Origin of the sequence: Kribbella monticola (genome assembly GCF_003261635.1) — a bacterium.
Lineage (GTDB): Bacteria > Actinomycetota > Actinomycetes > Propionibacteriales > Kribbellaceae > Kribbella > Kribbella monticola.
Map to the genome: position 1 here is coordinate 49534 of NZ_QFXK01000037.1, position 14058 is coordinate 63591.

Here is a 14058-nt window from a genome sequence, read left to right on the forward strand (position 1 = left end):
CCGCCCGCTACGCGCACAGAGCAGGAACGGCACCCATGACTGACGAAACCGCCCCTCGGGCCACCACCGCGCGCCGGGTCGGCATCGCAGATGTCGCCGCCCGGGCCGGGGTCTCCGTGGGCACCGTGTCGAAGGCGCTCAACGGCAGCGGCCGGCTTCGCGACGAGACCCGCGCCCGGGTCCGAGCAGTCGCCGACGAACTCGGCTTCACCCCGATCAGCGTCGCGCGCAGCCTGCTGGCAGGGCGCACCTTCACCGTCGGCATCATCACCACCGACAGCTACGGCCGGTTCGGGATCCCGGTGATGCGCGGCGCCGAGGACTCGCTCGCGGCCGGCGAGATGATCGCGTTCCTGTGCGACGGCCGCGACGATCCGATCCGCGAGCAGCACCACCTGGGCAAGCTCCTCGAGCGGCGGGTCGACGGCATCATCGTCGCGGGCCGTCGTACCGATCCGCGCCGCCCGATCGGCGCCGACCTGCCCGTTCCCGTGGTCTACGCCTTCGCGCCGAGCAGTGATCCGGCCGACTGCAGCGTCGTGAGCGACGAACGCGGTGCGGCCCAGCTCGCGGTGGAGCACCTCGTCAAGACCGGCCGCCGCCGCATCGCGCACATCACCGGTCCGCAGTCCCACGCCTCGGCCAACGAACGCGCGGCCGGCCTGGCCGACGCGCTCGCCGCCCACGACCTGGAACTGGTCGGTGATCCGTACTTCGGCAGCTGGACCGAGGCATGGGGGCGCTTCGCGGCGGCCCAACTCCTGCGTACACACGAAGATGTCGACGGTGTGTTCTGCGGGAGCGACGTGATCGCCCGCGGCGTCACCGACGGACTGCGCGAGGCCGGCCTTTCCTTGCCCACGCAGGTCGGCGTCGTCGGCGTCGACAACTGGGGACTGGTCGCGGAGGCCGCCCGCCCACCGCTCACCACGGTCGACCTCGGCCTGGAGGAGATCGGCCGGCTGTCGGCCGAGCTCCTCCTCGACGCCATCAACGGCCACGCCCAGCCGGGTGTCCACGTCGTCCCCGGCCACCTGGTGGTGCGCGAGTCCTGACTCCGACGGCCGCCTGGAAGCGGCTTCCTTGACAACGTTACTGAGTAGACTCATTATTGAGTCAACTCAGATTAACTCGTGTGAAGGAAGCCGTCATGCAAGCGTTCGTCGTCAGGCACTACAAGGGCCCGGTCGAGCCGGCCGATGTTCCCGAGCCGGTGGTCGGCGAACACGACGTCCTCGTCCAGGTCCGGGCGGCCGGGCTCAACCTGCTCGACGAGAAGATCCGGACCGGCGAGTTCAAGCTGGTCCTGCCGTACAAATTGCCCCAGATCCTTGGCAACGACGTCGCCGGCACGGTGCTCGCCGTCGGCGCGAAGGTGCGCGGCTTCGCACCCGGTGACGAGGTCTACGCCCGGCCAGGCAAGGAGCGGATCGGCACCTTCGCGGAGCGCATCGCGGTCGCCGAGGCCGACCTGGCCCTCAAGCCGGTATCGGTCAGCTTCGAGGAAGCGGCCTCGCTGCCCTTGGTGGCCCTGACCGCTTGGCAGGCACTCGTCGAACGGGGCAACTTGCAACCCGGTCAACGAGTCCTCATCCACGGCGGCGCCGGCGGCGTCGGGACGATCGCGATCCAACTCGCCAAACACCTCGGCGCGACGGTCGCCACCACGGCCGGCAGCAGCAACGCCGACTTCGTCCGCGAACTCGGCGCCGACATCGTCATCGACTACCGAACTCAGGACTTCGAACAACTCCTCGACGGCTACGACCTGGTGCTGGACAGCGTCGGCGGCAAGAACCTGGAGAAGTCCCTGCGCGTACTACGCCCTGGCGGCAAGGCAATCGGGATCGCCGGACCGCCCGACCCAGCGTTCGCTCGTGAGCTGGGCAAGAGCGCCGTACTCCGCCTGATGATGACGGTCCTCAGCAGCCGCATCCGCCGTCAGGCCCGCAGGCTCGGGGTGACGTACGAATTCCTCTTCATGCGCGCCGACGGCGACCAGCTTCGCCGGATCACCGCCCTCGTCGACGCCGGTGCCCTGCGAGCCGTCGTCGGCCGGGTCTTCGATTTCGACCAGACCGTGCAGGCAATGCAATCGCTGGACCAGGGTGGCCTCCGCGGCAAGGCCGTTCTCAGCAGACGCTGACCACCAAACACCAACCACAGAAGGAGAACAGGACATGAAACCCACCGTCATCACCGCCTACAAGGATGCACCGACCCGCACCGTCGAGGCCGGCGGCGTCACCTACGCCTACCGCGAGCTGGGGCCGAAGGGCGGCATCCCCGTCGTCTTCTTCGTCCACCTCGCCGCGAATCTGGACAACTGGGACCCCCGGATCATCGACCCGATCGCCGCCGAGCACCATGTCGTTGCCTTCGACAACCGTGGCGTCGGCGCCTCCAGCGGCAGCGTTCCCGACAGCGTCGAGGCGATGGCCGACGACGCCGCGACCTTCATCGGCGCGCTCGGTTTCGACAAGATCGACGTCTTCGGCTTCTCGCTCGGCGGCATGATCGCCCAGGCTCTCGTGGTCAAGCACCCCGGACTGGTTCGCAAGCTCGTCCTCACCGGCACCGGCCCTGCGGGTGGCAAGGGCATCGACAAGGTCGCCGGCACGACGTACTACGACATCGTGCGCGCGACCCTGACCCGCTCGGACCCGAAGGAGTTCCTCTTCTTCAACCGCAACGCCACCGGCAAGCCCGCCGCTCGTGCGTTCGTGAAGCGCCTCGAGGAGCGTGCTCAGGACCGCGACGCGCCGGTCAAGGTGAAGGCGTTCCAGACGCAACTCAAGGCGATCAAGAAGTGGGGACGCTCGACTCCCGCCGACCTCTCGCAGATCACTCAGCCCACCCTGATCGCCAACGGCGACAACGATCGGATGGTCCCGTCGGCGCTCTCCGAAGACCTGCACCGCCGCATCAAGGGCTCGGAACTGGTCATCTACCCCGATTCCGGCCACGGCGGCATCTTCCAGTACCACGCCGAGTTCGCCCCCATCGCCGTCGAGTTCCTCGCCCGCTGACGACGTCATCGAGGCGCTCGGCTCCGTCTCGGCTTCCGTAGTACCAGCGATAGCATCGGGGCCGTGAAGTAGGAGTCCGCAGCAGGGAAGGGAACCAGCCATGCCACTCGACTCCCGACCCGTCGGCCGGCGGGAGCGGAACAAGCAGGAGAAGCTGGATCGCATCACCGCCGCCGCACGAGAGCTCTTCTCCGAGCGCGGTGTCGAGGAAGTCACCACGCAGGAGATCGCCGACAAGGCGGACATCGGCGCCGGCACCCTCTTCCTCTATGCCAAGAGCAAGGGCGAGCTCCTGCTCCTCGTGCAGAATTCCCTGTACGCCGATGCGCTCGCTCGAGGCCGGTCCGCTGCCGAGAACCTCAGCGACCCGCTCGACGCGGTGATGGCCATCGTCCGCCAGGTCGTCGAGTGCAACCGCAAACAGGTCGACAACGGCCGAACCTACCTGCGCGAAATCGTCTTCGGCGACCCGGAGGAACCCCACCACCGAGACGCCCTCTCCCTCACCGTTCAAACCGAGACCGCAATCGCCGAGGTACTCCAACGCAACCAGCGCATCACCTCGAACGACGCTGCAACCCTCGCCCACATCATCTCCGCCATCATGTTCGTCAGCATGGCCGCCACCATCAACCGCACCAACCCAACCGACGCGATCGTCGAGGAGATCAAGCACCAGGTCCGGGTCCTCTTGGCCCACTGACGAGGCGGCGGAGCCGACACCCGCGCAACCCTCTTCGACCACCGCGACCTCGCGGACCAGCATCCGGATGGCGACATCGGTCCGGGAGAAGCCGTCGATGGTGGCATCGCGGCACCCTGTCGACCCGTCGACCCGTCGGCGAGACGGCAGACGGCAGACGGCAGACGGCAGACGGCAGACGGCAGACGGCAGACGGCACATAGTACCGGGACCGGTTCCGAAAACTCGGCGTACTTCTGCTGCCTCTTGAATTAAGTAAGGAAGTTAGCTTTCCTTGGGCAGGTCGCTCCGAATGGCGCATTCCGATGTGCTTGGCCGGCGCCCGCCCCGACAACTTCAGAGGAGAGTCAGATGACTCGAGGAGTCGCCCCACTCCGCCCCCCGCCCAGTCGCCGTCGCGTCTTCGGAGCGATTGCCGCGGCCGCGGCAGCAGCGGTGAGCACGACCGCGCTGACCGCGGTGGTGTCGTCGCCGCACGCGAGCGCCGCGATCTCACCGACCGGCTGGAACACGGTGGTGAGCAAGAACAGCAGCAAGTGTGTCGACGCGCGAGCCGCCGCGACCGCGAACGGAACCGCCGTACAGCAGCAGGCCTGCAACAGCACGACGGCGCAGCAATGGCAGTTCCAGCCGACCACTGACGGCTACGTCCGGGTCAACGCATACAACAACGCAGCCCAGGCGCTCGACGTCACCAATGTCTCCGCCGCCGACAGTGCACCCATCCAACTCTGGTCCTACAGCAACGGGCTGAACCAGCAATGGCTGCCGGTCGAAGAAGCCGACGGCGCGTACCACCTGGTCAACCGCAACAGCGGTAAGTGTCTCGACGTCCCCGGCGCCTCGACCGCCGACCGTCTCCAACTGCAGCAGTACACCTGCAACGGAACTGCTGCCCAATCCTTCAGGGTCAACCCAGTGGACGGCACTCCCCCGACCGACCCGCCGACCGGCCAGCCCGACCTCGGCCCGAACGTCTCGATCTTCGACCCCTCGATGTCGAGCAGCACGATCCAGAACAAGTTGAACTCGGTCTTCAGCCAGCAGGAGCGCAACCAGTTCGGCGAGGAGCGGTTCGCGCTGCTGTTCAAGCCTGGTACTTACAACGTCAGCGCCAACGTCGGCTTCTACACCCAGGTGGCCGGTCTGGGCCTGACCCCGGACAGCGTGAACATCAACGGGGCCGTGCATGTCGAGGCCGACTGGTTCCCGCCGCAGAACGCTACTCAGAACTTCTGGCGTGGTGCCGAAGGTCTGACCATCACGCCACCCGGTGGCTTGGACCGATGGGCGGTCTCGCAGGCCGCGTCGTACCGGCGGAACCACCTCAAGGGCAACCTCGCGCTCGACGACGGCGGCTGGGCGAGCGGCGGGTACATGGCAGACACCGTTGTCGACGGGCAGGTCCGGTCGGGCAGTCAGCAGCAGTGGATCTCCCGGAACACCAACTGGGGCAGTTGGACCGGCCAGAACTGGAACATGGTCTTCGTCGGCGCCCAGAACGCCCCGGCCGGCACCTTCCCGAATCCGCCGTACACGAAGGTCGCCCAGACCCCGGTGGTCCGCGAAAAGCCCTACCTGTACGTCGATGCTTCGGGCAACTACCAGGTGTTCGTGCCGGCCGTGCGGACCAACTCGGCCGGCCCGGGCTGGACCGGTGGCAACCCGGCCGGCCAGTCGTTGTCGATCAGCCAGTTCTACATCGTCAAGCCAGGCGCGACCGCGGCGACGATCAACGCACAGCTTGCCGACGGCAAGAACCTGCTGTTCACGCCGGGCGTCTACGGGCTGAGCGACACGCTTCGGATCATCCGGCCCGACACCGTCGTACTAGGCCTCGGTCTCGCCACTTTGATGCCGACGAGCGGAACGCAGTCGATCACGGTTGCCGATGTCGACGGTGTGAAGATCGCCGGGCTACTGATCGACGCGGCGCCGACGAATTCGCCGCTGCTGATGGAGATCGGGCCGTCCGGGTCGTCCGCCAACCACTCGGCCAACCCGACGTCGTTGCACGACGTGTACTTCCGGATCGGCGGTGCGGCCGTCGGCAAGGCGACCGAGACCCTGCGGATCAACAGCAACAACGTGATCATCGACCACACCTGGTTGTGGCGCGGCGACCACAGTTACGGGGTCGGCTGGAACACCAACACGGCGGCCACCGGACTTGTTGTCAACGGCAACGACGTCACGGCGTACGGGCTGTTCGTCGAGCACTACCAGAAGTACCAGACGATCTGGAACGGCAACGGGGGAAGGACGTACTTCTACCAGAACGAGATGCCGTACGACCCGCCGAACCAGTCCGCCTGGATGAACGGCTCCACCCGCGGCTACGCGGCGTACAAGGTCGCCGATTCGGTCACCACGCACGAGGCGTGGGGCCTGGGCAGCTACTGCGTCTTCAACGACGACCCGAGCATCGTGGCCGACCGCGCCTTCGAAGTACCGAACAAACCAGGCGTGAAGTTCCACAGCATGGTCACCGTCTCCCTGGGCGGCAAGGGCGCCATCGCCCACATCATCAACACCACCGGCGGCCCCTCCAACTCCACCACCAACGTCGCCCAATGGACCAACTACCCCTGACCCCGATCAAGGTCTCGGTCGAGCTGCCCCTCGACCGAGCCCTTCCCCCCAACGCCCTGCTGCATGTCAGGACCGCAGGGCGTTGCGGGCGCCCTCGCGCAGAGTGTCGGTGGGGGGTGGTTGGGTGGGGTGGTGGAGATCGAGGAGTTGTCGGGGCGGTTGGAGAAGTTGTCGGCGCGGTACGGGGAGGTGCTGGGGTTCGAGCGGGACGGGGACTGGTTTCTGTTGAAGTTGCAGGAGGAGGTGGGTGAGCTCACTCAGGCTTACCTGCAGGTGACCGGTCGGGCGCGGACCAAGGGGAAGTCGGCCGAAGAGATCCGCGACGGGTTCCAGTTGGAGTTCGCCGATGTGTTCTGTCAGTTGCTGCTGCTGGCTCGGCACTTCGACGTCGACGTACCGCGGGAGATCGAGCGGAAGTGGCTCTCCCACGAGAGCGCTTTGCGGTAGGTCAGGCGGCGGCGCGGGCTGGTTGGGCGGTTTTGAGGAGTACGGCGAGCATCGCCAGCGGCGCGAGCAGGACGACCGCGCCGATGGCGATCTCCAGCCAGGTCGGCAGTGAGGCCTCGATTTCGAGGAACGTGATCGCGCCGGCGAAGCCGAACGGCCAGACCAAGGTGCCGAGGAGCTTCTCCTTGAGATTCCAGCGGTCCGCGGTCCACAGCAGATACACGCCGATGAACCAGCCGAAGAAGAGCACCAGGCCGCCGAAGAGCAGGAACAGCAGCGTCACCACTTCGCGGCCTCGAACGCGCGGCCGGTACCGGTCGACCAGCACCAGCCCATCGGTGGCCGCGGCAACGATCTCGTCCGGATCCCCCAGCCTGGCCAGCATCGCGCGCACCTCCGCCGCGCTGGACACCCCGGCCGCCCGCTCCTCGTCGATGTGGGCGCTGACCTCCGCGACGAGTTCCGTACGCCGTTCAGCCGGCAACGGGTCAGCCGCCTTCGCCAGATAGTCCAAGTAGGCATCGACCAGCCGGTCCGCCTCGTTCTGCACGTTCGTCATCCCTGTCTCCCTCGCCCCAGTACGGTGTCGACCGAGTTGCGGAACCGTTCCCAGTCCGCAGTGAATGCAGCCAATGCCCGGCGTCCTTCAGCGGTACTCCGGTAGTAGCGCCGAGGCGGCCCCGACTCGGACTCGCGCCAGGTGGTCTCGACCAGACCTTCCCGTCGCAACCGTGCCAGCAGCGGGTAGATCGTCCCCTCGGTGGTGACCAGGCCGTCCACCTCGCCGAGCGCTTTGACCAACTCGAAGCCGTAGCGCTCCTCCCCCTGCAGCAACGCGAGCACGCAGAACTCCAGCGTGCCCCGCCGCAGTTGGGTGAAGACCTTCTCGGCTACCATGCACCACAAGGTACCTGCCCAGACCGACAACCGCCAACCCCGACAACCGCCGGCCCGGCAATCGACGAGCCCGGCACCGGCGGCAACCGGTGCCGGACGGGACTCAGCTCTTCCCGAGTGCCGCGATCAGCCCTTGGTAGATCCAGAACATCGGCTTGGGTGAGTAGTCGTCTGTCATCAGCCCGAACCCGTCGAAGGGATTGGCCGAACCGGTGACATCGTCCCGCAACGCGAACATCTCGTAACTGGTCACGTTGTACGTCCCGCGGACGCCGTTGACGGCCATGATCTCCCTGGTCAGATCGTGCGCCTGCGCCGCCGGCGTACGGTCTGGACCTGCGTACGTCGACCAGCCGTTCTCCGCCACCCGGATCGGCACGTCCGCGCCCAGGCCGGCCAGGGGCATCTCCTGATTGCGCACCACGTCGAGGGTCTGCCGGATCCACTCGGCCGCATCCGGAACGGGGTCGGTCCCGGGCAGGCCCGCGTTCGGATAGAGGTCGACACCGACGAAGCCGACCGCCTTCGCGAACCGCGCTCCCCCGAGCCTCGCCAGGTCCTGCCAGAAGGCGGTGAAGACGAACGGAGCCTCGATCTCGTCCATCCCGATCTGCAACCTGCGCAGGCCGATACGATCGGCGGCCGCCCGCGCGGCGATGACGCCTTCCACCAATGCCGTGTTGCCGTTGGGAACCGGCAGGTAGTTCTGCTCGAGTGTCACCGAGATCGTGTCGGTGACCGGACCGTACAGTCGCACCTTCTCCCGGAGGCAGGCCGTCCAGTCCGCCATGTTCTCACCCGAGTAGGAGACCACCAGATCAAGCCGGCGGCCGGGCTTCAAGAGAGCAGTGGTGGAATCCGGGTACGGCGAATCGCAGGCGATGTAATCGCGCAGCAAGAACGGCGCACGTCCGTTCTGCAGCCGCGCCAGCGCCTTGCCGATCTTCACCGGGTCGTCAGGTTTGCCATCGTGGAGCCGCCGCCCGCGTAGCCACCGGGATAGATCCCAAAGGTCAGCGGAGGCGGAGTGATAGCGCGCGGCGCCGCGCTCGCCGTACTCACCGTGGCCGGAGCCGTTGCGAGTACGGCGGCGGTAGTTGCCGCGATCATCCAGTTGCGGAGCTTTGTCATGGCTCCACTCTCGCTGCCCCACGGGTCCACAGCCGATGACAGATGTCATGTTCCAGCAGCGACATCCGCCACTGACGCATGATGTTGCTGTCAGCAACTAACGTGTCACGCCTGCTTAGGGTGGACAGCGAACATGACGGCCAGGATGAAGGACGGAACGATCAGGGCCCAGCGCTGGTTGATGCCGAGCAGGACGGGAGCGAGGCAGAGCAGCAGCAGGTCGAAGCCGCGGATCGGCTGAGAGAAAAGCCCTGGCGGGATCGCGCCCATCGGCGAGGCGACCAGCGGTCCGCTGTACGACGGTGGCCGCGCGGACGCTTGACGCACAACGCCGGTCAGGATGCCGACCCCCACCGCGAAGGCCGCCGAAGGACTCCCGATCGCCGGATAGGCCAGCAGCACCCACACCAGCACGAAGAGCGCCGGTACGACGGACATCGCGACCCGCAACTCGCGCAAGGTCATCCCGAGCGCGCGGACCAACCCGATGGAGCGGCAGACCGACCGCAGTCCATCCATCAGCGGCCGGACCGCTCCGAAGCCGGCCAGCCCCGCCGCGATCGGCACCAGTACGTCGTACCCGGTGCCCGCCACGGCGTACGGGACGACGAGCAGACCGAAGCCCACGATCAGCCGACGGGGCCAGCGCAGGATCCGGAGGAACTCGCGGTAGATGACGGCTTGCGCCAGCGAGCCACGACCGCGGCGCGAGTGCACCCGGCCCACCGTGCGCCAGTGGCGTCCGGCAACGACATCCGCCAACAGGCTGATGTCCATCGTGATCGCAGCACCAGCCATGCCTGCCAACAGCTCCCCACCGGCGATGACGCTCGTACGACTCAACCGATTGAGCGACCGCGCAGTGATCACCACCAGCAGTACGGCAAGAACCAAGCCGATGACACCAGTTACCAGCAGTCTGATCTGGTCAGAGGTCAGGAAAGGCTCAGTGACGCTGTGGCTGCCTAGAGCGCTGAGGCCGAGCGTGACGCCGCTGGAGCTCTCGTCCTGCGTAGACCGCAGGGCCAAGACGATCGCGGGGATCGCAGCGATCACCAGGAAGCCGTCGGCCACCCGCAACGCCCCCCGCGTTCGCCCAGCGGTCTGTTGCGCCCACACCGTCACGCAGGCCGTGCAGATCAACAGCACCGTTGTGAGCACGGCAGCCTCGCCGACAGCCGACCAAGCCGCTCCGAACAGCGCGAACCCAACCAGAGCAGCGACGGCACCTGCAATTGCCGAGACGATCATCACCAGCCGGTACGACGGTCGCAGGAGCGATGCGCGATCTACAGGTGTGGCTAGTAGCCAGAAGCCAGTGGCGCGCGATGCTGATACCGGGCCGACGCTGAGCAGGACTCGCAGCAGTGTCGACACCAGTAGCGGCACCAGGATCCACGGCACTGTGTCGAGGAGCCACGAGCACGATCCCGTAGTACAGGCTGCTGAGCGGTCGTTGAGCTTCAGCAGGACGTTGCCGCCGGTCGCGCCGAGCATCGCAAGAGCGAACGCGACGACGTAGATGTCCTCGAGCTGCTGCCAGATCGTGCGGTCCGCCTTGCCGCGGCGGACCTTCCGCATCCAGCGGCGCAGTTCCTTGGAGCGCGGGATCGCGCCGAAGTCCGCCGGATCGAAGACGACCGGCCCGTCCGCCGTGGTCATGGCAGCGGGGTGAGCGCGACGGTTTCGTCGGCGACGGCGTCCACCAGCGTCGTGTCGTGACTTGCGAAGAGGATCGACGTACCGGCCTTCTTCTCTTCCTTGAGCCGTTCCGCGAGCCATTCGACACCCGCGGTGTCCAGCCGCTGCTCCGGCTCGTCGAGCACGAGCAACTTGCGCGGCCGGACGAGCGCGGTCGCCAGCGCGAGGCGCCGGCGCTGACCCGACGACAGCGAACCCGGGAGCTGATCTGCCGCGGCCAGCAGGCCGACATCGTCGAGCAGGGTGTCGACGAGATCCTCCGGCTCCGGGTTGCCGTGCGCCCGGGCCAGCAGGTCCAGGTGCTCGGCCGCGCTGAGGTCCGGGAAGAAGTCGAGGTCGTCGAGCAACGAGGCGACGTCACGGCGTACCGCCTCGGCGCGCTCGTCGATCGGCAATCCGTCCAGCAGGATCTTGCCGGCCGCCGGCTCGGCCGAACCGACGATGCACTTGAGCACCGTGGTCTTGCCTGCGCCGTTCGGGCCGACCAGGGCGATCGCCCGGCCGGCCGCGAGGGTGAAGGTGAGATCCTCGATCACCGGGCGGTCGGCGTACAGGTGCCTGAGGCCCTGTACGGCGAGCCGGGGCGCGGCTTTGCTCATCGCTTGCGGACCAGGGTGAGCCCGTCGCCGATGCCGAGCATCACCACGTCGACGCGGTCGTCCTGGGCGATGTGCGCGTTGAACTCCTTGCGGTCGACCGGGTCCTGCTCGTGCTGGCCGACGACCCGGCCGCCGGCGAGCGTGTTGTCGAATAGCAGCAGGCCGTTCGGGCGGATCCGCGGGACGAGGTGCTCGAAGTACTCGATGTAGCCGGGCTTGTCGGCGTCCACGAAGGCCAGGTCGAACTCGCCCTCGAGCTCGGCGGCCGACTTGTGCGCGTCACCGATCCGCAGGTCGATCTTGTCCGCCACCCCTGCCCGCTGCCAGTAGCGGCGCCCGATGGAGGTCCACTCGTCGCTCACGTCGAGGCAGATCAACTGTCCGTCGGCCGGCAGGCCGCGCGCGATCGCCAGCGCGGAGAAGCCGGTGAAGGTACCGATCTCCACCGCGCGCCGGGCCGAGATCAGCCGGGTCAGCGTGGTCAGCAAGGCAGCCTGGTCGGCCGTCGTCAACATCTCCGCGACACCGCCGAGGGCCTGCGTCTCGGCCACCAGTTCGGTCGCGATCTCGTCCAGTGGCATCCCGTGCGCGACCATGTAGTCGTGCAGTTCACCGGTCACCTGTACCTGACTGCCCATCGAATCCCGCCGTCCTCTTCGTCGTGGTCCGTTCGCCTGTAGTCTCTACGGGTTGCCCCGACGCTCGACACCCACCCCTTGTAGGAGACCCCAGCATGCAGATCGCCGTCGCCGGATCGATCGCGACCGACATCCTGATGACGTTCCCCGGACGCTTCAAGGATCAGTTCCTCGAAGAGCAGATGCACAAGGTGTCGCTGTCGTTCCTGGTCGACGAACTGGTCGTGCACCGCGGCGGTGTCGGGGCGAACATCTGCTACGGGATGGCCCAGCTCGGCCAGCGGTCGCTGCTGATCGGGTCCGTCGGCGCCGACTTCACCGAGTACGGCGCGGCGCTCGCCGAGGCCGGCGTGGACGTGTCGCACGTCCGCATCTGCGACAACGTGCACACCGCTCGCTTCACCTGTACCACGGACCTCGACGCGAACCAGATCGCGTCCTTCTACACCGGCGCGATGGCCGAGTCCCGCGAGATCGACCTCGGTGCCATCCACGCCGCGACCGGCGGCATCGACCTGGTCCTGATCGGCGCGGACGACCCGGACGGGATGCTCAAGCACACCGCGCTGGCCAAGCAGCACGGCATCGACATCGCCGCCGACCCCTCGCAGCAGCTGGCCCGGATGGAGGGCGAGCAGATCCGCGAGCTGATCGACGGCGCGAAGTACCTGTTCAGCAACGAGTACGAGTCCGGCCTGATGGTGCAGAAGACCGGCTGGAGCCACGGCGAGATCCTGGCCCGCGTCGGTGTCCGGGTCACCACTCACGGCGGCGACGGCGTGGTGATCGAGAACGCGGACGGCATTCTCGCGAAGATTCCCGCCGTACCGACGCCGGGCCTGGTCGACCCGACCGGTGGTGGCGACGCCTTCCGCGCCGGGTACCTGACCGGCCGCGCCGCGGGCCTCGACCACGAGGCGGCCGCCCAGGTCGGCTGCACGCTGGCGACCACGGTGCTCGAGACCGTCGGCACCCAGGAGTACACGCTGGACCGCCCGGGCTTCCTGACCCGCCTCGCCTCGGCGTACGGCGACGAAGCGGCCGCCACCGCCGCCAGCACCCTCAAACTCGGCTGATCCCCCACCCGCTCAGACGGACGCCGAACGCGCCCGTCTGAGCGGAATCGCACCAGCTGCTCAGGCGGATCGGCATGCCCGCCTGGACCGCTGAGCTAGTTGCTCAGGCGGGCCAGGGCGCCTGTTTGGGCGAGCAGGGCGAAGCGGTCGGGGCAGCCCCAGTGTTCGACGATGCGACCGTCGACGACTCGCGCCACCTCGAACAGGCGGATGTCGACCTGCGCCCCACTCGGCGGCCCGAAGAACGGTCCCGTCGCGGTCCCCCGCGCCCGGCCACGCGCCCACACCGTGTCGCCCTGCGTGACCGAGTCCTCGATCGTGTAGACGACGTCCGGCATCATCGCGTGCACGTCCCGGATCGCCCGCTTGACCTGTGCGATCGCCTCCGCGCCCGTCCCGGCCAGCCCGAACTGGTGCTCGACCAGCTCCGGCGCGCACACCTCGTCGACGATCGCGTCGTTCCCGGTCGCGAACCCTTCCTGCAGGATCCGTTCCAGGACAGCCAGCGCCTCGGACTGCGCCGGCAAAGCCTTCGAAACTGACATCAGCCGTACCCCCTGATCATCTCGATGCACTATTCGTGCACTCGTTGCAGTAGTACTGCAGTGAACGCATTGATAGTGTGCCCGTATGGCCGAAGCTGTCAAGACCTACCGCCAGGAGCAGGCCGAGGCGACCAAGATCCGGATCGCCCAGGCCGCCCGGCGCCTGTTCGCCACGTTCGGGTACGGCGCCACGAGCATCGACGCGATTGCCAAAGAGGCCGGCGTGGCGACCCGGACGGTCTATTCGGCCTTCGGTACCAAGCGCGAGATCCTCTCGCTGATCTGCGACCTCTGGCTCAAGGACGCGGGAGCGGTCGAGTTCGCGGGCGAGGTGCTCGCGTTGGCCGAACCGGCTGCTCGGCTACGAGGCGCCGCGCAATGGCTGACCCGGCTCTACTCGGCCGGCTTCGACGTCGTACTGATCTTCGATGCCGCGACGGACGAGAGCGCCGAGACCCGCGCGCTGCTGCGGTCGAAGCTGGCCGGACGCAACCAGGTGATGGACGCGATCATCGCTTCCTTGGAAGCAGAGTTGAGGATTCCGCTCAAGCAGGCGCAGGCCGTCTACCGTGCGCTCGCCGCACCGGGGGTCTATCAGGAACTCGTCGACGAGTCCGGCTGGACGCCCGCGGAGTTCGAGCAGTGGGTCGCCGATTCGCTGGAGCGCCAACTTCTCTGAGCCCACGCCGTCGGGTTGGAG

At 67.5% G+C, this 14058-nt stretch carries 16 protein-coding genes; 8 read left to right on the forward strand and 8 right to left on the reverse strand.

The window, feature by feature from the left end; genetic code table 11:
• The first annotated feature begins 35 nt into the window (after positions 1–35).
• The 6 genes from DIZ26_RS29845 to DIZ26_RS29870 all read left to right on the forward strand — a co-directional run bounded on the left by DIZ26_RS29845 (position 36) and on the right by DIZ26_RS29870 (position 6771).
• On the forward strand, positions 36–1055 hold the full coding sequence (locus tag DIZ26_RS29845; protein WP_112247594.1) for a LacI family DNA-binding transcriptional regulator: 1020 nt from the start codon (positions 36–38) through the stop codon (positions 1053–1055).
• Positions 1056–1150: 95 nt separating this feature from the next.
• Positions 1151–2146 carry an NADP-dependent oxidoreductase gene (locus DIZ26_RS29850; RefSeq protein WP_112247714.1) on the forward strand — a complete coding sequence of 332 codons (996 nt, stop codon included), beginning with the start codon at positions 1151–1153 and terminating at the stop codon, positions 2144–2146.
• A 34-nt stretch (positions 2147–2180) separates the two neighbouring features.
• A complete protein-coding gene (locus DIZ26_RS29855; protein ID WP_112247596.1) occupies positions 2181–3029 on the forward strand; it encodes an alpha/beta fold hydrolase in 849 nt (282 codons plus the stop codon).
• Between the two features lie 100 nt (positions 3030–3129).
• Positions 3130–3732: a TetR/AcrR family transcriptional regulator gene (locus tag DIZ26_RS29860; protein WP_112247598.1), complete on the forward strand. Its 603-nt coding sequence runs from the start codon at positions 3130–3132 to the stop codon at positions 3730–3732.
• A gap of 351 nt (positions 3733–4083) precedes the next feature.
• On the forward strand, positions 4084–6324 hold the full coding sequence (locus DIZ26_RS29865; RefSeq protein ID WP_112247600.1) for an RICIN domain-containing protein: 2241 nt from the start codon (positions 4084–4086) through the stop codon (positions 6322–6324).
• Positions 6325–6453: 129 nt separating this feature from the next.
• Complete coding sequence (locus DIZ26_RS29870) at positions 6454–6771, forward strand: nucleoside triphosphate pyrophosphohydrolase family protein (RefSeq protein WP_232828691.1); 318 nt, start codon at positions 6454–6456, stop codon at positions 6769–6771.
• Position 6772: 1 nt separating this feature from the next.
• Here the strand turns inward: DIZ26_RS29870 and DIZ26_RS29875 are convergent, their stop codons facing one another.
• The 7 genes from DIZ26_RS29875 to DIZ26_RS29905 all read right to left on the reverse strand — a co-directional run bounded on the left by DIZ26_RS29875 (position 6773) and on the right by DIZ26_RS29905 (position 11737).
• Positions 6773–7330, reverse strand: a complete 558-nt coding sequence (locus DIZ26_RS29875; RefSeq protein WP_112247602.1) for an HAAS signaling domain-containing protein — start codon at positions 7328–7330, stop codon at positions 6773–6775.
• Entirely contained in the window at positions 7327–7668 is a 342-nt protein-coding gene (locus tag DIZ26_RS29880; protein WP_112247604.1) for a PadR family transcriptional regulator, read from the reverse strand. Before DIZ26_RS29880 ends, DIZ26_RS29875 begins: the two co-directional genes overlap by 4 nt.
• Before the next feature lie 103 nt (positions 7669–7771).
• Positions 7772–8617 (reverse strand): hypothetical protein, encoded by an 846-nt coding sequence (locus tag DIZ26_RS29885; RefSeq protein ID WP_112247606.1) that lies wholly within the window; start codon positions 8615–8617, stop codon positions 7772–7774.
• Positions 8614–8799 (reverse strand): hypothetical protein, encoded by a 186-nt coding sequence (locus DIZ26_RS29890; protein WP_112247608.1) that lies wholly within the window; start codon positions 8797–8799, stop codon positions 8614–8616. The genes DIZ26_RS29885 and DIZ26_RS29890 overlap by 4 nt, the downstream gene beginning before the upstream one ends.
• 105 nt (positions 8800–8904) lie before the next feature.
• Positions 8905–10461 carry a DUF6297 family protein gene (locus DIZ26_RS29895; RefSeq protein WP_112247610.1) on the reverse strand — a complete coding sequence of 519 codons (1557 nt, stop codon included), beginning with the start codon at positions 10459–10461 and terminating at the stop codon, positions 8905–8907.
• A complete protein-coding gene (locus DIZ26_RS29900) occupies positions 10458–11099 on the reverse strand; it encodes an ABC transporter ATP-binding protein (RefSeq protein WP_112247613.1) in 642 nt (213 codons plus the stop codon). Before DIZ26_RS29900 ends, DIZ26_RS29895 begins: the two co-directional genes overlap by 4 nt.
• Positions 11096–11737, reverse strand: a complete 642-nt coding sequence (locus DIZ26_RS29905) for an O-methyltransferase (protein ID WP_112247615.1) — start codon at positions 11735–11737, stop codon at positions 11096–11098. Before DIZ26_RS29905 ends, DIZ26_RS29900 begins: the two co-directional genes overlap by 4 nt.
• 95 nt (positions 11738–11832) lie before the next feature.
• On the opposite strand from DIZ26_RS29905, the gene DIZ26_RS29910 reads away from it, so the two are divergent.
• Positions 11833–12813: a carbohydrate kinase family protein gene (locus DIZ26_RS29910; RefSeq protein ID WP_112247617.1), complete on the forward strand. Its 981-nt coding sequence runs from the start codon at positions 11833–11835 to the stop codon at positions 12811–12813.
• Between the two features lie 95 nt (positions 12814–12908).
• On the opposite strand, the gene DIZ26_RS29915 is transcribed toward DIZ26_RS29910, so the two are convergent.
• On the reverse strand, positions 12909–13358 hold the full coding sequence (locus DIZ26_RS29915) for an ester cyclase (RefSeq protein WP_112247619.1): 450 nt from the start codon (positions 13356–13358) through the stop codon (positions 12909–12911).
• 85 nt (positions 13359–13443) lie between these two features.
• Here DIZ26_RS29915 and DIZ26_RS29920 point away from each other — a divergent pair, with 85 nt between their 5' ends.
• Positions 13444–14037: a TetR/AcrR family transcriptional regulator gene (locus tag DIZ26_RS29920; RefSeq protein WP_112247621.1), complete on the forward strand. Its 594-nt coding sequence runs from the start codon at positions 13444–13446 to the stop codon at positions 14035–14037.
• The last annotated feature ends 21 nt before the right edge of the window (positions 14038–14058 follow it).